We start from the raw sequence: 20,501 nt of genomic DNA, 5'->3' as shown, positions 1-20,501 counted from the left end.
GGCGTAAAGGCATGTCGATGATCCGCGTCTGTGCCCTTTACCGTTTTGCGCCTTTCCCCGACCCCGCCGCACTGCGTGAACCGCTGCTTGGCGTCGCCGAGGCGAACGGCATTCGCGGTACGCTCCTTCTCGCGGGCGAGGGGATCAACGGGACCATTGCGGGGAGCCATGACGGGATCGAGGCGGTGCTGGACCATATCCGCATGCTGCCCGGTTGCGCCGATCTCGATTACAAGGACTCGACCGCCGAGACGATGCCGTTCCACCGGATGAAGGTGAGGGTAAAGCGTGAGATCGTGTCGATGGGCGTGGAAGGGATCGACCCCACCCGTGAGGTCGGCACCTATGTCTCGGGTGAGGCGTGGAATGCGCTGATCGCCGATCCGCAAACGGTGCTGATCGACACGCGCAACGATTATGAGGTGGCGATCGGCACGTTCGACGGTGCGGTCGATCCGGGGACGAAGAGTTTCCGCGACTTCCCCGCCTGGTTCCGCGAGCATCGGGGCGAATTGATGGCGGGCAAGTCGAAGGTCGCGATGTTCTGCACCGGCGGCATACGCTGCGAAAAGGCGACCGCGTTCCTGAAGGCGGAAGGGGTGGAGGACGTCTTCCACCTCGACGGCGGCATATTGAAATATCTGGAGACGATGCCCGAGGCGGAGAGCCGTTGGCAGGGCGAGTGCTTCGTCTTCGATGCGCGCGTCGCGGTCGGGCACGGGCTGGCGCAGGGGAGCCACGGGCTGTGCCATGGCTGCCGGATGCCGGTCGGGCCCGAGGACATGGCCTCGCCGCTCTATGTCGAGGGCGTGAGTTGCCCCGCCTGCCACGGCACGCGCGATGCGCAGCGGCTGGCGGCCTATGCGGAGCGGCACCGGCAGGAGGCGCTGGCGGCGGCGCGCGGGGTGGCGCATGTCGGCGCGCGCTATCCCGATCGCGACGAACCGCCCGAGCCGTGATGCGCAACTGATCCCAAGCGGGTGGCAAGCGGGGGCGAACCTGCTACACGAGCCCGCGCAAAGCCATGGCCGTCGAACCTTTTTCCCCGCCCGAGACCCCCGAAGCGCCGCGCCGCCCCCTGTGGCGGCGCTGGTGGGTGAGGCTGCTCGCCATGCTCGCGCTGTTGCTCGCGATCGGGGCGGGGGTGTTCTGGTTGCTGTTCATGCGCGACCTGCCCTCGGTCGATGCGCTCAAGGCCTATGAGCCGCCGCTGCCCACCCATGTCCGTGGGATCGACGGTGCGCCGATCCAGTCCTATGCCCGCGAACGCCGGGTCGAGCTGTCGTTCCAGGAATATCCGCCGCTGCTGATCCGCGCTTTCCTGGCGGCGGAGGACAAGAGCTTCTTCGAGCATGGCGGCGTCGATTATCCGGGGTTGGCGGGCGCGGTGCTGGACTATGCCAAGAAATGGGGCACCGGGCGGCGGGCGCGGGGCGGATCGACCATCACGCAGCAGGTCGCCAAGAACCTGTTGATCGGCAACGCCTATTCCCCGACGCGCAAGGTGCGCGAGGCGATCCTGGCCTATAAGATCGAGGATGCGCTGACCAAGCAGCAGATCCTGGAGCTGTATCTCAACCAGATCGCGCTGGGCCGGAACGCCTTCGGGGTGGAGGCGGCGGCGCATGCCTATTTCGACAAGGAACTGGACGAGCTGACGTTGGGGCAGATGGCGTATCTGGCGCTGTTGCCCAAGGGGCCGTCCAACTATGATCCCGTCCGCCATCCCGACCGCGCGCTCGAACGCCGCGCCTATGTGCTGGGCGAGATGCTGCGCAACGACTTCATCACCCGCGCGCAATATCAGGCGGCGATGGCCGAGCCGCTGGGCACGGTGCTGCGCCGGACCCCCAAATATGCGCAGGTCGGCGGCTATTTCGTCGAGGAGGTCCGCCGCCAGCTGATCAAGCAGTTCGGCGAGACGGCCAAGACCGGACCGCACAGCGTCTATGAGGGCGGGCTGTGGGTGCGCAGTTCGCTGGACACGCGGTTGCAGGATCTGGCGACCGAGGCGCTACGCGACGGCCTCGTCCGGTTCGAGGGCGGCCGCGGCTGGGCCGGGCCGATCCGGCATGTCGATCTGGACGGCGACAATTGGCAGCAGGCGCTGCTCAATACCAATATTGGGCTGGACTATCGCGACTGGCGGGCGGGAATCGTCACCGCCAAGGATTCGGGCGAGGCCATGATCGGCTTCGCCAATGGCCGCACCGGCACGCTTCCCCGCTCGGGCGCGCAGATGCCGCGCCGGGGCAGCGCCGCGACCGCGTTCAGCGCGCTCAAGGTCGGCGATATCGTCGCGGTCGCGCCGGAAGGCGGCGGCTTCGGCCTGCGCTCGGTGCCGCGAATCTCGGGCGGTTTCGTGGTCGAGGAACCGGCGACCGGCCGCGTGCTGGCGATGCAGGGCGGGTTCGATGCGCGGCTCCAGGCGTTCAACCGCGCCACCCAGGCGCAGCGCCAGCCGGGGTCGACGATCAAGCCGATCGTCTATTCCGCCGCGCTGGACCACGGGATGACGCCCGCCTCGATCATCGTCGACGGGCCGTTCTGCGTCGACCAGGGGGCGGGGCTGGGCACCAAATGCTTCCGCAACTTCGGCAATTCGGCGGGCGCCGGGCCGCACACCATGCGCTGGGGCATCGAGCAGTCGCGCAACCTGATGACCGTGCGGACGGCGTCGACCGTCGGCATGAAGAACGTCGTGGCGATGATCAAGCAGATGGGGATCGGCGATTTCCCGCCCTATCTCGCCTATGCGCTGGGCGCGGGCGAGACGACGGTGGCGCAGATGGTCAACGCCTATGCGATCCTCGCCAATAACGGGCGGGGCGGCGATCCCTCGCTGATCGACTTCGTCCAGGACCGGCACGGCAAGGTGATCTGGCCGGAGAATTGGCGCGCCTGCGACCGGTGCAACGCGGCGGATTATGACGGCAAGCCGATGCCGCGCCCGATCTCGCGCCAGCGCCAGGTGCTCGACGCGATGACCGCCTATCAGATGGTCCATATCACCGAGGGGGTGATCCAGCGCGGTACCGCGACGGGCCTGCGCGACCTGAATCGCCCGATGTTCGGCAAGACCGGCACCAACAACGGCCCCACCGATGTGTGGTTCGTCGGCGGCACCCCGCAATTCGTTGGCGGGCTCTATATCGGTTATGACCATCCGCGCTCGCTGGGCGGCTATGCCCAGGGTGGCACGATCGCGGTGCCGATCTTCCGCCAGTTCGCCGAAAAGGCCTATGAGGGGCTGGAGAAGCTGCCCTTCCGCGCGTCGCCGGGCATTCGCATGGTCCGTATCGACCGGGCGAGCGGACGACCGGTCTATGGCACCTTCCCGACCGGCGACGATCCCAAGCCCGCCGTGATCTGGGAGGCGTTCAAGCCCGAGAGCGAGCCGCGCCGCCGCGCCCGCCGCAATGCCGAGGCGGCGAGCCAGGCCCCCGCGACTCCCGCCGGTCCGGCGACGCCCGCGCCGCCGCGCGACAGCGATTTCTTGCAAAGGGAAGGCGGAATCTACTAGCCCGCTCCCCATATGAATTTTTCTCCTTGGCCCGATCCGGCCAAGGCACGACCGAATTTTGGAGAAAACCCATGCGCGCTGAAGCGCAGGCTCATGTCGACACGATCAAGGATGCCCTGGAGCTGCTGCGCCGCTTCCTCGACTGGGACCGCGCGCTGCGCCGCCTGGACGAGTTGAACGCGCGCGTCGAGGACCAGGCGCTGTGGAACGACCCCAAACAGGCGCAGGCGGTGATGCGCGAGCGTCGTCGCCTGGACGAGGCGATCACCGCCACCCGTGCGATCGAGAACGAGCTGTCGGGCACGATCGAGCTGATCGAGCTGGCCGAGATGGAGGGCGACGAGGAGCTGGAGACGGAAGCCGTCACCAGCCTGGGCGAACTCGCCAAGCGGGCCGAGGCCGACAAGGTCAAGGCGCTGCTGGCGGGCGAGGCTGACGCCAATGACAGCTATATCGAGATCAACGCGGGCGCGGGCGGCACCGAGAGCCAGGACTGGGCTGGGATGCTCCAGCGCATGTACACGCGCTGGGCCGAGCGCCACGGCATGAAGGTCGAACTGATCGACTTCCATGCGGGCGAGCAGGCCGGGATCAAGTCGGCGACCCTGCTGGTCAAGGGCGAGAACGCCTATGGCTATGCCAAGACCGAGTCGGGCGTGCACCGGCTGGTGCGGATCAGCCCGTACGATTCCGCTGCGCGCCGCCACACCAGCTTTTCGAGCGTGTGGGTCTATCCGGTGATCGACGACAATATCGAGGTCGAGATCAACGAGAGCGAGTTGCGCATCGACACCTACCGCGCCAGCGGCGCCGGTGGTCAGCACATCAACACCACCGACTCGGCGGTGCGCATCACCCACTTGCCGACCGGCATCGTCGTGCAGTGCCAGAACCAGCGCTCGCAGCACAAGAACAAGGCCGAGGCGTATAACCAGCTTCGCGCCCGCCTGTACGAGCGCGAACTGGCCGAGCGCGAGGCGGTGGCCAATGCGCAGAACGCGACCAAGACCGATATCGGCTGGGGCCACCAGATCCGCTCCTACGTGCTTCAGCCCTATCAGTTGGTGAAGGACCTGCGCACCGGCGTGACCTCGACCGCGCCGGGCGATGTGCTCGACGGCGATCTCGATTCCTTCATGGCGGCGGCGCTGTCGCAGCGGGTGACCGGTGAAGCCGTCGCCGTGGAAGACGTCGAGTAAGATGTCGAAGCGGGGGTCCATGCTGGCGGCGGTGCTGCTTATCGCGCTGGGGGGCGCGGTGACGGCGTGCGACGGCTCCAAGCCGCTCATTCCGCACAAGGATGAGGAGGAACGGCCCGGCCCCTTCCCGGCGGCGGATCGCCCGGTGGCCGATGTCGTGTCGTCGCGCTGGTCGAACGAGGACGCCCGCGATCGCTTGCGCGAGGCGGATCAGGTCATGGACCGGGCGAAGATCCGCCCCGGCATGACGGTGGCCGATATCGGCGCGGGCGAGGGTTACTACACCGTCCGCCTGGCGCAGCGCGTCGGCAAGACCGGCCGCGTGCTGGCCGAGGATATCGTCGCCGCCTGGCGCGACCAGCTGGCCGAGCGCGTGTCGCGCGAACGGCTGGACAATGTCAGCGTCCGGCTGGGCGAACCCGCCGATCCCAAGCTGCCGCCCAACAGCTTCGACCGCGTGATGATGGTCCATATGTATCACGAGATCGACCAGCCCTATGAATTCCTGTGGCGGCTGTTCCCGGCGCTGAAGCGCGACGGTCTGGTGGTGGTCGTCGATGCCAATCGCCGCACCAAGGCGCACGGCACCCCGCCCGCACTGCTCAAATGCGAGTTCGAGGCGGTGGGCTTCACCCAGGTCTCGATCGAGAACATGCCTTCGGCGGGCGGCTATCTGGCGACCTTCCGGGCGACCGGACCCCGGCCGGAACCCGGTGCGATCCGTTCCTGTCGCATGAAGGACAATTGAGTCCAAAAAATCGTCGGTATCGCGGCGACAAATTGCAACATGACAGCGTTGTCATATATTGATCCCGTATCGGAACCGCACGGTGCCGATATGCCACCGGCCAGCATGGGTCGGGGCTTCGCAGAAGGAGATGATGATGAACACGCTTATGATCGCCGGACTGTTACTCGGTGGGGTGGCGGCGTCCGACGGCGCGCTCGAACACCGGGTGCGGATCGACCATCATTCGGGGCCGGTTGCGGTCCGCTACAGCGCGGATGTCGGCGTGACCCACAAGCAGATCGGCGCGGTGGCCACCGGCGGGCGTCCCTCGACGCTGCGGTGCCAGTGGAGCGCGAACGTGACCGTCCACCGCGAGGCGCGGGCGGACAGCGGTGCGACCCTGATGCGCAGCGCGAGCCGTGACGGTGTGATCGAGGGCAGCCGTCCCGGCTGGTGCAGCGCCAACCGCACCGCGATTGCGCAGGAAGTGGCCAAGCGGCAGGAATCGGTCCGCGATCACCTTCAGGCGGTCGCACAGGAGGACCATGGCTTGCTGCGCGCCGAGATGGACCGCCTCCATGCCGAGACGCGCGCTGGATGACGATCGACATGAAGACCATATGGGCCGCCATCGTCACGGTGGCTCCGGTGCTGGCCGCAACGCCCGCCGCCGCGCAACAACGCCCCAGCATCGGGGTGGAGTTGAACAGCGACGAGAATCGGCGCGGCCTGAGTTGGAGCGGGGGGCGGGTTTCGCCCTCCGCCGATATCTTTACGACCAGCGGCCCGTTCGAGGCGAGCGGGCGGATCGTGTCTTTGCGCGAATCGGATCGGCATGGCGGCGCGGGCGTGGTCGGTGATCTGACGCTGGGTGCCGGTACGACGCTGGGCCTGGTCACGGTGCGTGGACGGGTGACCGGCCATTTGTTCGGCGAGGCGGGCTTCAACGCCGATTATGTCGAGTTGGGTGGGTCGGCGGCCTATACGCTGGGTCCGGTGAACGTCGATGCGGGCGCGGACTATGCGCCGTCACAGGACGCGATCGGCGGCGACAATCTCTATCTCCATGCCGGTGCGGAGGCGGGGATTCCCGGCACGCCCTGGACCCTGCTGGCGGGGATCGGGCATTCCTCGGGCAGCACCGGCAACGGTTTCCGCGCCGCCCGGCTTCGCCCCGGCGGCGACTATAGCGACTGGCGCCTGGGCGTGGAGCATGTGACGGGGCCGGTGACGCTGGGCCTGGATTATGTCGGCACCGACGTGTCGGAGCGGACCGCCTCCGCCTTTCCCCTGGCCGATGCGCGGCATTCGGGCGGCCGGATCGTCGGCCGGGTCCGGTTCGGTTTCTAGGGCGGGGCGACGTTCAGGCCGATTTCCTCTCCCCCCTCTCCCCTGGACAGGGGAGAGGGTTAGCGGAGCTTGCCAGCATTGCTGGCTAGCGCAGCTTGGGTGAGGGGTTGAGCGAGCCGCAGGCTTGCGCGCTCTTCGACTAAGCCTTTGCTTTCGCAAAGACCAAGTCTGCGCAACCCTCTCCCCTCGAAGAGGAGCGAGGGAATTGCCCTCATTGGCGCGACGGCGTCAGACCAGCCCCTGTTCGCGCAGGCTGACGATCCCGGCGCGGGTGACGATCAGGTGGTCGAGCACCGCGACATCCAATGCGGCCAGCCCCTGGGACAGACGCCGGGTCATCGCCAGATCGGCGGCGCTGGGGCGGGGATCGCCATCGGGATGGTTGTGCGCGATCAACACCGCCTGCGCCGCCAGCAACAGGACGTCGAGCGTGATCCGGGCGATGGGCATCGTCACCCGGTCTTCCCGGCCCCAGGCATGACGCAATCCCAATAAGGTTCGTTGCGGACATAAAAAGGCGACTCCGATCGCCTCCTGCCGCCCGCGAGCCAGGCCGGCGAACAGTTGAAACGCATCCTCAAGGGTTTGAATGTGACGCGGACGAGGGGGAACGAGCGGCATGGGGCCGCTCTGCCTCGCGGCGCACGTCCGGGCATCTTCGTCCCGCTCCGATCCGGTGCGGCTTGGCGGCGGGGCCCGGTGGCGCTAGGCCGGGACCATGCGGCAATATCTCGACCTCATGGACCGGGTTCTGACCCAGGGCGTCCGGCAAATGGACCGGACCGGCACGGGCACGCTTTCGGTTTTCGGACACCAGATGCGCTTCGATCTGGCCAAGGGCTTTCCCGTCCTGACCACCAAGAAGCTTCATCTGCGCTCGATCATCGTGGAACTGCTGTGGTTTCTGCGCGGGGACACCAATGTCCGCTGGTTGCAGGAGCGCAAGGTCAGCATCTGGGACGAATGGGCCGACGAGGCGGGCGATCTGGGCCCCGTCTATGGCAAGCAGTGGCGCGACTGGGCGACGGCGGACGGTCGCCATATCGACCAGATCGCCGAACTGGTGGAGCAGATCCGCACCCAGCCCGCCTCGCGCCGCCAGATCGTGTCGGCCTGGAACCCCGGCGACCTGCACGCCATGGCGCTGGCCCCCTGTCATTGCCTGTTCCAGACCCATGTCGCGAATGGCCGATTGTCGCTGCAACTCTATCAGCGGTCGGCGGACATCTTCCTTGGGGTGCCATTCAATATCGCTTCTTATGCCTTGCTGACGCATATGCTTGCGCAACAATGCAATTTGGAGGCTGGCGAGTTCATCTGGACCGGCGGCGACTGCCATTTGTACCTCAACCATCTGGACCAGGCGCGGACGCAACTGGCGCGCGAACCGGGCGCGCTGCCCCGGCTGGAGATCCTGCGTCGCCCCGATGCGATTGACGGCTATGAGCCCGAGGATTTCGTCCTCCACGATTATGTCGCGCAGCCGCATATCAAGGCGGCGGTGGCGATATGATCACGCTGGTCCTGGCCCGCGCGCGCAACGGCGTGATCGGGCGCGACGGCCAGTTGCCCTGGCACCTCCCCGCCGATCTCAAGCGATTCAAGGCGCTGACCATGGGGCGGCCGATGATCATGGGCCGCAAGACGTTCGAGAGCTTTCCTTCACCCCTGCCGGGGCGGCGGCACATCGTGCTGACCCGCGATCCGAACTGGTCGGCGGCGGGGGCGGAGGTCGCGCACGAGGTCGCGGAGGCCCTGGCGCTGGCGGGCGAGGGCGCGGTGTCGGTGATCGGCGGCGCGGAAATATTCGACCTGTTCCGCGATCTGGCCGATCGGGTCGAACTGACCGAAATAGATATGGATGCCGAAGGCGAAACGATCGTTGCGCCGTTCATCGGTTGGCGCGAAGTTAACAGAAAGCATTATCCTGCCTTGGACGGTCGCCCGGCCTATTCCTTTGTGACGCTGGCCAAGTGACAGAAGCAATGGCTGGTAAAAATCGGTTAATAACATTGTAAAAATTTTGTCCGCAGCGCATCTTCATTTGCGCTCGGAAGGCTCGTAAAGGTCGGGCTTGAGAGAAGGATTGCGACTGCGATGGCGCGGCGCGGTCGAAGCGAAGGTGGGGCGCCACGCGATGATCATGGATTGGGCGAGCGAAGGTCAGAACCGGCCCGATATCGATCCCCCCGGATTGTTCGACGCCAGCCGCGAGGCGTTGCTGTTCCTCGATCACCATCGGCTGAGCCGCACGACGAACAGCTATGCGCTGGCGCTACAGACGGTGCTGCATCCCTATGGCCCGTTGGGACAGGATGTGGCGCGCCGCACCGATGGCGGCGTCCGCCTGACCGAGGACGATGTCGGCGAACTCATGCCGCTGGTCCGCGAGCATGAGGCGATCGGACCAGCGGCCGATCGCGCGCAACTGGAACGCGACCTCAGCGATCATGCCGAGGCGCTCGACTCGCTGACCAGCGACGCGCGCCAGATCACCAGCGACTTCACCAGCGACGTTGCCGCCCTTCGGCACGGCAAGACGCTGGGCAACGACCTGGGCCCCGATTCGGGCGCGATCGCGCTGCTGCTCGAACAGTTGATCGCGCGTATCTCGAAGACCGAACGCGATCTGGAGGAATTGTCGGGCAGCATCGCCGCCTTGCGCAGCCGGATCGAATCGGTGCCGCAGAATGACGATATCGACCAGTTGACCGGGGTGATGAGCCGGACCGGCGCGCGCACCCTGATCGAGGGGCTGGCGAGCGATTCGCATGGCTATGTCGTCGCGGCGTGCAGCCTGGACGATCTGGAGGGGATCAACGAACGCTATGGCCGGTCGGTCGCCGACAATGTCCTGCGCGCCTTCGTCGCCACCCTTCGCCAGGTCGGGGAGGGGGCGGAGATCATCCGCTGGCAGGGCAATTTGTTCGTGGTCGTGCTGCGCGGTCGCCCGCTGTCGATGGTGGCGGGGATGATGGAGGATGCGCGCGCGGCGATGCAGGCGCGGACCCTGCGCTTGCGGGGATCGGGCGAGCCGATCGGCGTGGTCACCATGTCCGCCGGGGTCGCGGTCGGAATCGGCGTGCCGATGCAGGAGGCGTTCGACCGGGCCGACGCGCTGCGCATCGTGGCGAGCGAGGGCATCGGCAACCGCGTGATGTCGCGCGCCTAGCCAATTCGGCCCGGCCTGTTATAGCGCGCGCCCATGCAGCGAGTTGATGGCGCGGGTCCGATCCCGGCGCATCTGGCGGGCGGGATCGTCGCGCTGGGCAATTTCGACGGATTTCACCTCGGTCATCAGGCGGTGGTCGGTGCCGCGGTCGCGCGTGCGCGGGCGGAGGGGCGGCCCGCGCTGGTCGCGACCTTCGATCCGCATCCGATCCGCTATTTCCGGCCCGACGCGGCGCCCTTTCGCCTGACCACGCTCGACCAGCGCGAGCAGCTGTTCGCGGCGGCGGGTGTCGATGCGATGCTGGTGTTCCGCTTCGACCCCGAACTGGCGGCGCTGTCGGCGGAGGATTTCGTCGAGCAGCGCCTGCTCGCCGCCTTGCGTGTCGGCGGGGTGGTGACGGGCGAGGACTTCACCTTCGGCCAGGCGCGGAGCGGCGACGTGAACGCCCTGCGCGCCTGGGGACTCGCACGCGGCTTTTCCACCGATGCGGTCGCGCCGGTCATGCTGGACGGGGAGACGATTTCTTCGAGTCGCATCCGCACCGCGCTGATCGCCGGACAGCCGCGCGAGGCCGCGCGCCTGCTGACCCGGCCCTTCACCATCGAGGGGGTGGTCCAGCATGGCGACAAGCTGGGCCGCACCATCGGCTATCCGACCGCCAATCTGGACATGGGACAGTATCTGCGCCCCGCTTACGGCATCTATGCGGTGCGCGGGCGGCTGGCCGATGGGCGGGTGCTGAACGGTGCCGCCAATCTGGGCATCCGGCCGAGCTTCGATCCGCCCAAGGAATTGCTGGAGCCGTATTTCTTCGACTTCACCGGTGACCTTTACGGCCAGGGCCTGTCGGTCGAGTTGATCGAATATCTGCGGCCGGAGGCGAAGTTCGATTCGCTCGACGCGCTGGTCGCGCAGATGGATGCGGATTGCGCCCGCGCACGCGCTCTGCTCGCCACGCATAATCCGGCATGACGCGGTAATTCAAACCCGCTAAGGGCGTGTCCCTTATGACCGACGCGCCCGATTACCGCGACACCGTCTTCCTGCCGAAGACCGATTTCCCCATGAAGGCGGGGCTTGCCGCCAAGGAACCGGCGATCCTGGATCGCTGGGCCCGGATGGGGCTGTACGACCGCCTCCGCCGCGAGCGGGCCGGGCGCGAACGGTTCATCCTGCATGACGGCCCGCCTTACGCGAATGGCGACATTCACATGGGCCATGCGCTCAACAAGGTGCTGAAGGACATCATCGTCCGTTCGCAGACCTTGCTGGGCAAGGACGCGCCCTATGTCCCCGGCTGGGACTGTCACGGCCTGCCGATCGAGTGGAAGGTCGAGGAAGCCTATCGCGCGAAGAAGCTGAACAAGGACGAGGTGCCCGTCGCGCAGTTCCGCGCCGAGTGTCGCGCCTATGCCGATACCTGGGTGGGCACGCAAAAGGCGCAGTTCGAGCGGCTGGGCGTGATGGGCGACTGGGCCAATCCGTACCTGACCATGACCTATGACGCCGAGGCGGTGATCGCGGGCGAGCTCCTCAAGTTCGCCGAATCGGGCCAGCTCTATCGCGGGGCCAAGCCGGTCATGTGGTCGCCGGTCGAGAAGACCGCGCTGGCCGAGGCCGAGGTCGAATATGAGGACATCGTCTCGACCCAGATCGATGTCGGGTTCGAGGTGGCGAGCTGCCCCCAATATCCCGAGCTGGTCGGCGCGCTCGCGGTCATCTGGACCACCACGCCCTGGACGATCCCGGTCAACCAGGCGCTGAGCTATGGCGAGGCGATCGACTATGTGCATTTCGAAAGCGCGGGGCGCCGCTATCTGGTCGCGGAGCCGCTGCTGTCCGCCTTCACCAAGCGGACCGGCATTGCGGTGGAGAATCCCATCGGTCTGGTGAAGGGCCCGGCGCTGGACGGCGCGACCGCCAGGCATCCGATGCACGCACTGGGCGGTTTCTTCGCCAAGCCCCGCCCCTTCCTGGCGGGCGACTTCGTCACGACCGACGCGGGTACGGGTCTGGTCCATATGGCCCCCGATCATGGCGAGGACGACTTCCTGCTGTGCAAGGCGCACGGTATCGACCCGGTGTTCGCGGTGCAGGGCGACGGCACTTATCGCGACGACTGGGCGTGGCTGGGCGGCCAGGGCAGCGTCATCAACAAGAAGTTCGTCTCCGCCGATGGGCCGATCTGCGCGGACCTGCGCGCGGTCGGCGCGCTGCTGTCGGCCTCGGACGATTTCCAGCACAGCTATCCGCATAGCTGGCGGTCGAAGGCGAAGGTCATCTTCCGCGCGACCCCGCAATGGTTCATCCCGATGGACCGCGCCGACACGACGCTGATCGCCGACATGGCGATGGCCAGTGTCGACCCGATCTCGGGCGTGACGCCGCTCCTCACCGTGCCGCTGGGCAATGGCGCGACGCTGCGGGAAACCGCGCTCGACGCCATCGAGCGAACCCGCTGGGTGCCCGAGCGTAGCCGCAACCGCATCCGCGCGATGGTCGAGGGGCGTCCCGACTGGGTGATCAGCCGCCAGCGCGCCTGGGGCGTGCCGATCGCGCTCTATGTGAACCGCCAGACCGGCGAATATCTGGCCGACAAGGCGGTCAATGCCCGCATCCTCGACGCCTTCCGCGAAGGCGGGGCGGATGCGTGGTTCACCGCCGATCACCAGACGCTGCTCGGGACCGACTATAATCTGGCCGATTACGAGCCGGTCAACGACATTCTCGACGTGTGGTTCGACTCAGGGTCGACCCATGCCTTCGTGATCGAGGCGCGCTATGGCGAGGGTACGCGCGCCAACCTGTATCTCGAAGGCTCGGACCAGCATCGCGGCTGGTTCCAGTCGTCGCTGCTGGAGTCGTGCGGCACGCGTGGCCGGGCTCCTTACGACGCGGTGCTGACCCACGGCTTCGCGCTCGATGGCCAGGGCCGCAAGATGTCCAAGTCGCTGGGCAATGTCGTCGATCCGCTGAAGATCATCGGCGAATCGGGCGCCGACATCCTGCGCATCTGGACCGCCTCGACCGATTATTTTGAGGATGTGCGCATCGGCAAGGAGGTGCTCGCCACCGCCTCGGACAGCTATCGCAAGCTGCGCAATACCTTCCGCTACCTGCTGGGCGCGCTCGACGGGTTTACGGAAGAGGAGCGCATCTCGTTCGACGCGATGCCCGAGCTGGAGCGTTACGTCCTCGCCCGCCTGACCCAGCTCGACACCGAGCTGCGTCGTGCGGCGGACGCGTATGAGTTCAACCGCTACCTTCGCGCGCTGACCGATTTCGCGAATGAAGACCTGTCGGCCTTCTTCTTCGATATCCGCAAGGACTCGCTCTATTGCGATGCCGCGACCGATCCCAAGCGTCGCAGCTATCGCACCATGCTCGACATCCTGTTCCACGCGCTGGTCCGCTATGCCGCGCCGATCCTGTGCTTCACCGCCGAGGAAGTGTGGCAGTCGCGCTTCCCGTCGGAGGATGGCTCGGTCCATCTGCTCGAATGGCCGGAACTGCCGCAGCTGGGCGAGGACGAGGCGCTGATGGCGCGCTGGACCGAGATCCGGGGCCTTCGCGCCCAGGTGACCGAGGCGATCGAGCCGCTGCGCCGCGAAAAGACCGTGCGCTCGTCCAACGAGGCCGAGGTGACGGTGCCGTCGCTGCCGCTCGAACCCCATGCGCTGGCCGAGGCGTTCATCGTCGCGGACGTGAGCTTGGCCGACACCGTCACGGTGACCCGCACGACGAAGCACAAATGCGGTCGCTGCTGGCGTCACCTGCCCGATGTGGCGGTGGACGGCGATCTGTGCGGACGCTGCGCCGAGGTGGTTGCGCATGGCTAAGTTCCCCCGGCTGGGGCTGGCGACGGCGTTCGCGCTGTTCCTGCTCGATCAGGTCATCAAATGGGCGATCACCGGGCCGATGGGCCTGCGCGCGCTCGGCGATGTTCGCGAGGTCGTGAGCATCTTCAACCTGCGCTTCGTGCCCAATTACGGCATTTCGCTGGGCCTGCTGACCGCCGACAGCAATGCCTCGCGCTGGGCCTTGGTCGCGATGACCGGGGCGATCGCGCTGGCGGTCGCCTTCTGGATGACGCGCGAGCGCAATCCGGTCGATCAGGTCGCGCTCGGCTGTGTGCTGGGCGGGGCGCTGGGCAATATCATCGACCGGGTGCGGTTGGGCTATGTCGTCGACTTCGCCGATCTGCACTTCGGCGAGTGGCGGCCCTTTTTGGTCTTCAATGTCGCCGATGCAGCGATTACGATAGGCGTTCTGGTTCTGCTGGCGCGCGCGCTTCTCGTGCGCGACCGGCCCGCTCCCGTGGAGAAGAGCAATGCGTAAGTTGGTGCCCGTCATCGCAGGTCTGTCCTGCGCCGCGTTGCTGACGGGATGTGGGGCCGGGCGTGGCCTGGACCGGGCGCGGCCCGACGAATTCGCCGTCGCGCGCCAGCCCTCGCTGATCATCCCGCCCGACTTCGCGCTGGTCCCGCCCCAGCCGGGTGCGGCTCCCATCCAGTCGCGCACCGCGCAGCAACAGACGCTGGACGCACTGTTCGGCGGTCAGGCGGCGCGCAGCCAGTCGGAATATGGGCTGGTGCAGAATGCCGGTGCGGACAGCGCGGACCCGGGCATCCGCTCCTCGGTCGGCGATCCCGGCACGAACGTCGTCGACAAGGGCGCGACCACCCGCGACATCGTCGCCGCCCCCGAAGGCGATGGCCAGGACGCGCGCGCCGCGACCAACTGATCCCGATCGGATTTGGAAAAGGGGCCGGGACGCATGGGCTTCCCGGCCCCTTTGTCATGGTCAATAGGCGGGCGGTGCCGAGCCATCGGCATCGGCGGGGGGCATATTCTCCGGCCCCATCACGAACCTCACCCGGTCGACGCAGCCGACATGGCCCCGGGGTGAGGGGGCGAAGCGGGCGCTGCGCAGCATCGTCATCGCCTGATCGCCGAATTCGGTCGAGGGTTCGGCGGCGATCACCTTCATATTGCCCAACTCGCCCCAGGTCGCGACGTCGTAGCTGACGACCGCCCAACCTTCGATCGAGCGCCGCCGCCACGGCTCGGGGAAGCGCAACTGGGGCGGATTGGCCCAGCCATGCGGGTCGGGACAGGTGCTCCCTTCGACCTTGGCGTCGTGCAGCACTGGCGGCATGGCGGGCGCCTCCATCTTCATCGGCGCCCGGCGGAAGGGATAGAAGCAGCCGGTCCGCGCGCCCTTGGTGAAGCGCGACGCGCGGATGGCGGCCAGCGACGCCTTGTCGAGCGCGGCATTGCCCGTGCCGCTGAAGACACGGGGGCGGAGGGGCTTGCCGCGTGCATCCAGGTCATAGGCGATCATCGACCAGCTCTGGACGCCAGGTGTGGCGGGAAGCGCCCGGAAATCGGGCAAGTGACGGATCAGAGGCTGGGGATAGGGCATGTCGAAGCAACTGCCTGCCACGCTCCGTATCCGGTCCCAGCCCTCTTTGGGCAACGGACCGCTGGTCGAATGGACGGTATAGGACATGAGTTCGACCACATCCGCCTCGCCCAGCCTGCTGCTCCACCGGGCGAAGGTGACGGTGCAACCCTGTTGCGGCGCGCCGGAGGCGAAGCGACTGGCCGCCAAGGCGGGGGCAGTGTCCTCGGCAAAGGCGACGAAGCCCGGCGCATCGCGGGTGATCGACACCGGTCGCCCCGTCGCGTCGATCGCGAATCGATAGGTGACCCGGTCCGGCCCGATCGGTGTCCCCCAACTCAGCACATTCCAGGGGCGGGGGATCGGCTGTCCGGGGACCGGATTGGCTCCGCAGCGAACCTCTCCGGGCGTCCAGCCGATGAGGGAGCGATCGGTCGGCGGGGGCGGGACGGTAGCCTGGCCGGGAAGGGCCGACAGTGCGGCAGCGATGATCGCGGCGATGGCGGGGACGGTTACGATCGGGCCTGTGGTTCGGGGCATGGCGGGTGCTTCACTCCCTCGACGATCCGCCGATCTCCGGTCGGGGCGATCCCTCGCGCCCCAGTCCGGGTCGGCGGCGCGCAGCTTATGGAGGAAATCGTCCCACAGCCAGTCCCATATGGAAAAGGGCGGCACCGTTGCCGGCGCCACCCTTTCACCCCCCGTTGGATTTTCGGATCAGAAGGCCGCGGTCAGCGAGAAGACCACCGTCGCGTCCGAGATCGAGGCGCCCCCCGGCGTCTGATATTGCGAGAAGTTCGGCTGGATATAGGCCGCCTTCGACTGGGTGATGTCGGTGTCGATGTACGAGACGTTGAAGGTCAGATTCTTGTACGCCGCGACATCGGCGCCCAGCGACCAGTCCCAGTAGCTGCCGGTCGGCGACAGGCTGGTGCCGTTGGGGCCCAGGCCCGGATTGCCCTTGGAATAGCCGATATGCGCCTTGGCGGTGATCGGCGTGCTGGGAATGCCGACCGCGCCGTCACCGGTCAGATAGACGTTATCCCAACGCTGGCCCCGGCTGTACGAGGTGTTGGAGAAGTTGCCGAGCGAGGTCTGCTTGGGCGCATAATAGGCGCCGGCGGTCAGCGTCGCGGGGCCCGCGGTGCCCGACAGGCGACCGAAGAATTCGACCACGTCGGTTTCCGACGCGCCGCCCGGATAGGTGTACCAGGTGACGCCCGCATCGACGGTCGCCGTGCCATAGCTGTGCTTGTACCCGGCAATGCCGTCCAGCTCCATATTGGCGCCGCCGAACGTGCCCCAGCCCGCCAGATTGGAGGCGAAGGTGCCGATATAGAAGCCGCTTTCATGCGCGATGGTCAACGCGGCCTGGACGGACGCGTTCTTGTTGGTCTGCGACACGCCGCGAAGGCGATAGTCGGTCAGGATCGCGGCGCTGCCGCTGACCGTGATGGGCGAGGGTGGTGCGGTTTCGGCGCCGCTGTCCTGCGCAAAGGCGGGCGTCGCGGCAACCAGCGAGAGGCCGCCAAGGAGGATCGTGGAGAAGCGCATCGTTTCCCTTTCAAACGGAAATTCGATGTTCTCACCTGCAAGCTCGCATCGGTGCGGTCTCTTTATGTCGGGTCGAACCCGGCGGACCGTCTGCCGTAGCGAGGTCTGAAATATTGGCAGGCGGTGGTGCGCTGCACAAGCATAATCTATCGTATGGCGGCATTCATCGCACAGGATGTTGCGCAAATAACACAGATTAGGGGCGTAAATTCTCGTGCCGTTCGCCTGTCGGCAAGGATCGGATATGAATGTCCCGCTGCGGATAGGGCAGGCCCACGCCATGTTCTTTAAACAGGAACCACAGGCGGTTGAGGACATCGGAACGAACATTGCCGACACCGCTTTCCGGGTCGCTGATCCAGGCCAGGATTTCATGCTGGAGCGCACAATCGCCGAAGCTCATCAGCCAGACGCTGGGCTTGGGGCTTTTGAGCACGCGCGGCGATTCGTGCGCGGCGCGCAGCATCAGCTCCTGCGCCAGTTTCAGATCGCTGTCATAGGCGATCGAGACGGGAATCCGGACGCGGACGTTGCGGTCGGAATAGGACCAGTTCTCCACCTCCTGGGTCATCAGATTCTCGTTCGGAATCAGATGCTCCTTGCCGTCGCGGGTGATGATCGAGACGGCCCGCACCCCGATCTTGTTGACCCAGCCGATCTCGTTCTGGAGCGCGATCACGTCGCCCGGCTTGATCGAGCGGTCCATCAGCAGGATGATCCCGGCGATCAGATTGCCGATCGTCTTCTGCAACCCGAAACCGATCGCCAGGCCAAAGCCGCCCGAGAACAGCGCCAGGCTGGTCAGGTCGATCTCCAGCAGGTCGGTCGCGAAGAAGAAGGCGATGACGACGATGCCGATGCTGGCGAGCTTCTGCGCCAGCAGCTTCTGCGTCGGGTCGAGGCCGCGCGCATGGCCGATCCATTGTTCGGTGATCCGGGTGACCCCGCGCGTGATCGCCAGGATCGCGACGACGGTGATCAGCATCGTCACCAGCAGCATCACCGAGAATCGCCGCGAGCCGATGGTAAAGCCGATCTGCTCGGCCAGCCGCGTGACGGGCTCCAGCCCGCCGATCTCGCGGCTGAAAAGTGCGACGAAACAGACGGTGGCGAAGACCCAGGCCAGCCAGCGCGGCAGGTTCAGCCCGCGCAGAAGCTGGAACCCCGCCCGCGCGACCGACGCCCCCAGCGCCAGCCCGATCGGCACCCCGGCCAAAGGCTCCCAGGGCCAGATCGCGCCCAGCGTCATCAGCAGGAAGGCGGCGGTCAGATGCCGGGTGATCGCGCAGATGCGGAGTTGCAACGCCTCGCCATGCGCGACGGCGAAACGCTGGACCATCGCGGCGACGCGCGGGCCGATCCTGCGCCCCGCCACCACGCCGCCCGCCAGCATCGCCAGCGTCAGCGCGGAGGCGATCCCGGCCTCCATGGCCTCCATGCGGGTCGGCAGTTCGATGCCGCTCGCCTGAAGCCACTCGAACAGGGTCATCCGCGCGCCGCCCGGAACCGGGCCAGCCCCCGGTCGAGATCGGCGATCAGGTCGTCCGTGTCCTCCAGCCCGATCTGGAGCCGGACCAGCGGTCCGGCGAAGTCGCGCTTGGTCACGCTGCGATAGCGGTGCGGGTCGGCCGGGATAGCCAGGCTCTCATAACCGCCCCAACTGAACCCCAGCCCGAAATGCGCCAGCCCATCGAGCATCGCGGTGCGCGCGGCGTCGTTGCCGCCGTCGAGGACGAAGGCGAACAGCCCGCTCGACCCCAGGAAATCGCGCGCGAACACGTCATGGCCGGGGCAGGAGGGAAGGGCGGGGTGGAGCACCTGCGCCACGCCCGGCTGCTCAGCGAGCCATTTGGCGATGGTGAGCGCGCTGGCCTGATGATGGGCGAGGCGGACGCCCATGGTGCGAAGCCCTCGGCTGCCCAGATAGGCGTCGTCGGGGCTGGCGACCTGGCCGAGCTGGAAACTCGTATCGCGCAAGCCCGCCCAGTGCGACGGAGCCGCCGTGACCGATCCCAGCATCGCGTCGGAATGGCCGACCACATATTTGGTGCAGGCCAATACCGTCAGGTCGATGCCCTTCTCGATCGCCGGGAAGAAGAGCGGCGTCGCCCAGGTATTGTCGAGGATCGTGGTGATGCCCTTCGCCTTGGCGACTTGGACGATGGCGGGAATGTCCTGCACCTCGAAGCTGAGCGAGCCGGGGCTTTCGAGGAAGATCGCGCGTGTGGCGGGGCCGATCAGTTCGGCGATCCCCGCGCCGACCAGCGGGTCGTAGAATCGCGTCGTGATCCCCATCCGCGTGAGCAGACCGGTCGCAAGCCCGCGCGTCGGGTCATAGGCGCTGTCGACCAGCAGCAACTCGTCGCCCGGCGACAGCACCGACAGGAGCGCCGCCGCGATCGCCGCCACGCCCGAGGGGTAGAGGAAGGTCGCCTCCGCCCCCGGCTCCAGGCTGGTCAGCGCATCGGCCAGCGACCATTGGGTGGGCAGGCCCTTGCGGCCATAGAAGAGCTTCTCGTGCAGATCGCCCGCCCCCGTGGCGCGCATATGCGCGACATTATCGTAGAGCACCGTCGATCCACGCCAGACGGGGACGTTGACCACGCCCCTGGTCCATTCCGCGCGGCGGCCCGCCTGGACCAGACGGGTGGCGGGCTTGATGGGCAGGTCGTCGTCAGTCATCGGGGTCACACGTCTTTCGCCTTAGGGGTGCTGGGGTCGGAGCCCCATTCGGTCCAGCTGCCGTCATAGACCGGCATCATTCCGCCGATCCGCTCCGCCCCGAAGGCGAGGACGCAAGCCGTGATGCCGGAGCCACAGGTGCCGATCATCGGCTTGTCCGGGTCCACCCCGGCGGCAGTGAAGGCTTCCGCAATGGCCTGCGGAGACTTCCAGCGGCCATCAGCCTCGAACAGCTTGGAATAGGGCAGGTTGCGCGCGCCGGGGATATGGCCGGGCTCGACGCCAGGGCGCGGTTCGGGCTCGGCCCCTGCGAAGCGGCCGGGCGAGCGGGCGTCGACCAGTTGCGCATCCCCCGCCTCGACATGCGCGCGGACCTCGCGAAGGCTGCGGACGCGCGCCAGATCGGGTTGCGCGAGGAACAGGCCGGGCGCCTCGACCGCACCCGCCGGGCCCGTCATCACCGGATGCCCCGCCGCGGTCCAGGCCTCCAGCCCGCCATCGAGCAACGCTACCGATCGGGCCCCGAACAGCGTCAGCATCCACCAGGCGCGCGCCGAATTGTGCAGCGGCGACCGGTCGTACAGGACGATCCGGTCGGCATGGCCGACGCCCGCCTCGCTCATCGCATGGGCAAAATGGTCGGCCGGGGGCAGGGTCATCGGCAGGTCGCTGTCGGGATCGGCCAGCGTCCCCAGCGGCACGAAGCGCGCGCCCGGAATATGCCCGTCCTCGAACCCGCGTCCCGCCCGCGTGCCGTCCGCATCGTCCAGGAAATAGGTGACGTCGAGGATGCGCACATCCGCATCCCCCGCGATCGCGGCGAGGTCGTCCGGGGTGATGAGTGGCGGCATGAGCAGGCTCCTCGGTCGGTGAGGCCGTACCTAGGC

The 20,501-nt window shown here is 67.1% G+C and carries 19 protein-coding genes; 13 read left to right on the top strand and 6 right to left on the bottom strand.

Translation table 11 applies throughout. From position 1 onward, the window contains the following. The first annotated feature begins 17 nt into the window (after window positions 1–17). The 6 genes from OXQ33_RS05705 to OXQ33_RS05680 all read left to right on the top strand — a co-directional run bounded on the left by OXQ33_RS05705 (window position 18) and on the right by OXQ33_RS05680 (window position 6,802). A complete protein-coding gene (locus OXQ33_RS05705; protein ID WP_267433837.1) occupies window positions 18–959 on the top strand; it encodes a rhodanese-related sulfurtransferase in 942 nt (313 codons plus the stop codon). A 65-nt stretch (window positions 960–1,024) separates the two neighbouring features. Beyond that, a complete protein-coding gene (locus OXQ33_RS05700; protein ID WP_267433730.1) occupies window positions 1,025–3,523 on the top strand; it encodes a transglycosylase domain-containing protein in 2,499 nt (832 codons plus the stop codon). Window positions 3,524–3,594: 71 nt separating this feature from the next. Next, entirely contained in the window at window positions 3,595–4,722 is a 1,128-nt protein-coding gene (prfB, locus tag OXQ33_RS05695) for a peptide chain release factor 2 (protein WP_267433729.1), read from the top strand. A gap of 1 nt (window position 4,723) precedes the next feature. Next, the gene (locus OXQ33_RS05690) at window positions 4,724–5,470 is read left to right on the top strand and encodes a methyltransferase domain-containing protein (RefSeq protein WP_267433728.1); all 747 of its coding nucleotides are present in this window, start codon (window positions 4,724–4,726) and stop codon (window positions 5,468–5,470) included. A 136-nt stretch (window positions 5,471–5,606) separates the two neighbouring features. Then, window positions 5,607–6,053, top strand: a complete 447-nt coding sequence (locus OXQ33_RS05685) for a hypothetical protein (protein ID WP_267433727.1) — start codon at window positions 5,607–5,609, stop codon at window positions 6,051–6,053. Window positions 6,054–6,061: 8 nt separating this feature from the next. Then, window positions 6,062–6,802: a TorF family putative porin gene (locus OXQ33_RS05680; RefSeq protein WP_267433726.1), complete on the top strand. Its 741-nt coding sequence runs from the start codon at window positions 6,062–6,064 to the stop codon at window positions 6,800–6,802. A gap of 228 nt (window positions 6,803–7,030) precedes the next feature. Here OXQ33_RS05680 and OXQ33_RS05675 read toward each other — a convergent pair whose 3' ends face one another. Beyond that, the gene (locus OXQ33_RS05675; protein WP_267433725.1) at window positions 7,031–7,423 is read right to left on the bottom strand and encodes a JAB domain-containing protein; all 393 of its coding nucleotides are present in this window, start codon (window positions 7,421–7,423) and stop codon (window positions 7,031–7,033) included. A gap of 97 nt (window positions 7,424–7,520) precedes the next feature. Between OXQ33_RS05675 and OXQ33_RS05670 the strand changes: the two genes are divergently transcribed. The 7 genes from OXQ33_RS05670 (at window position 7,521) to OXQ33_RS05640 (ending at window position 14,718) form a co-directional block, all read left to right on the top strand. Then, entirely contained in the window at window positions 7,521–8,315 is a 795-nt protein-coding gene (locus OXQ33_RS05670) for a thymidylate synthase (RefSeq protein ID WP_267433724.1), read from the top strand. Next, window positions 8,312–8,779, top strand: a complete 468-nt coding sequence (locus OXQ33_RS05665) for a dihydrofolate reductase (RefSeq protein WP_267433723.1) — start codon at window positions 8,312–8,314, stop codon at window positions 8,777–8,779. Before OXQ33_RS05670 ends, OXQ33_RS05665 begins: the two co-directional genes overlap by 4 nt. 145 nt (window positions 8,780–8,924) lie before the next feature. Next, window positions 8,925–9,974 carry a diguanylate cyclase gene (locus OXQ33_RS05660; RefSeq protein WP_267433722.1) on the top strand — a complete coding sequence of 350 codons (1,050 nt, stop codon included), beginning with the start codon at window positions 8,925–8,927 and terminating at the stop codon, window positions 9,972–9,974. A gap of 33 nt (window positions 9,975–10,007) precedes the next feature. Next, window positions 10,008–10,946, top strand: a complete 939-nt coding sequence (locus OXQ33_RS05655; RefSeq protein WP_267433721.1) for a bifunctional riboflavin kinase/FAD synthetase — start codon at window positions 10,008–10,010, stop codon at window positions 10,944–10,946. Between the two features lie 35 nt (window positions 10,947–10,981). Beyond that, window positions 10,982–13,813, top strand: a complete 2,832-nt coding sequence (ileS, locus tag OXQ33_RS05650) for an isoleucine--tRNA ligase (protein ID WP_267433720.1) — start codon at window positions 10,982–10,984, stop codon at window positions 13,811–13,813. Continuing rightward, a complete protein-coding gene (gene lspA, locus OXQ33_RS05645) occupies window positions 13,806–14,312 on the top strand; it encodes a signal peptidase II (protein ID WP_267433719.1) in 507 nt (168 codons plus the stop codon). The genes ileS and lspA overlap by 8 nt, the downstream gene beginning before the upstream one ends. Further along, on the top strand, window positions 14,305–14,718 hold the full coding sequence (locus OXQ33_RS05640) for a DUF3035 domain-containing protein (RefSeq protein WP_267433718.1): 414 nt from the start codon (window positions 14,305–14,307) through the stop codon (window positions 14,716–14,718). Before lspA ends, OXQ33_RS05640 begins: the two co-directional genes overlap by 8 nt. A 60-nt stretch (window positions 14,719–14,778) precedes the next feature. Here the strand turns inward: OXQ33_RS05640 and OXQ33_RS05635 are convergent, their stop codons facing one another. The 5 genes from OXQ33_RS05635 to OXQ33_RS05615 form a co-directional block, all read right to left on the bottom strand. Next, a complete protein-coding gene (locus OXQ33_RS05635; RefSeq protein WP_267433717.1) occupies window positions 14,779–15,918 on the bottom strand; it encodes a TonB family protein in 1,140 nt (379 codons plus the stop codon). 177 nt (window positions 15,919–16,095) lie between these two features. Then, window positions 16,096–16,932: a TorF family putative porin gene (locus OXQ33_RS05630; RefSeq protein WP_267433716.1), complete on the bottom strand. Its 837-nt coding sequence runs from the start codon at window positions 16,930–16,932 to the stop codon at window positions 16,096–16,098. Window positions 16,933–17,128: 196 nt separating this feature from the next. Further along, entirely contained in the window at window positions 17,129–18,421 is a 1,293-nt protein-coding gene (locus tag OXQ33_RS05625) for a mechanosensitive ion channel domain-containing protein (RefSeq protein WP_267433715.1), read from the bottom strand. Beyond that, on the bottom strand, window positions 18,418–19,614 hold the full coding sequence (gene metC / locus OXQ33_RS05620) for a cystathionine beta-lyase (protein ID WP_267433714.1): 1,197 nt from the start codon (window positions 19,612–19,614) through the stop codon (window positions 18,418–18,420). The genes OXQ33_RS05625 and metC overlap by 4 nt, the downstream gene beginning before the upstream one ends. A gap of 5 nt (window positions 19,615–19,619) precedes the next feature. Next, entirely contained in the window at window positions 19,620–20,465 is an 846-nt protein-coding gene (locus OXQ33_RS05615) for a sulfurtransferase (RefSeq protein ID WP_267433713.1), read from the bottom strand. Window positions 20,466–20,501: the final 36 nt, after the last annotated feature.

Origin of the sequence: Sphingomonas sp. GM_Shp_1 (genome assembly GCF_026540895.1) — a bacterium.
Taxonomy (GTDB): Bacteria; Pseudomonadota; Alphaproteobacteria; order Sphingomonadales; family Sphingomonadaceae; genus Sphingomonas.
Note: the sequence above shows the minus strand (reverse complement) of the source record. Positions and strands in the feature narration are given on the sequence as shown.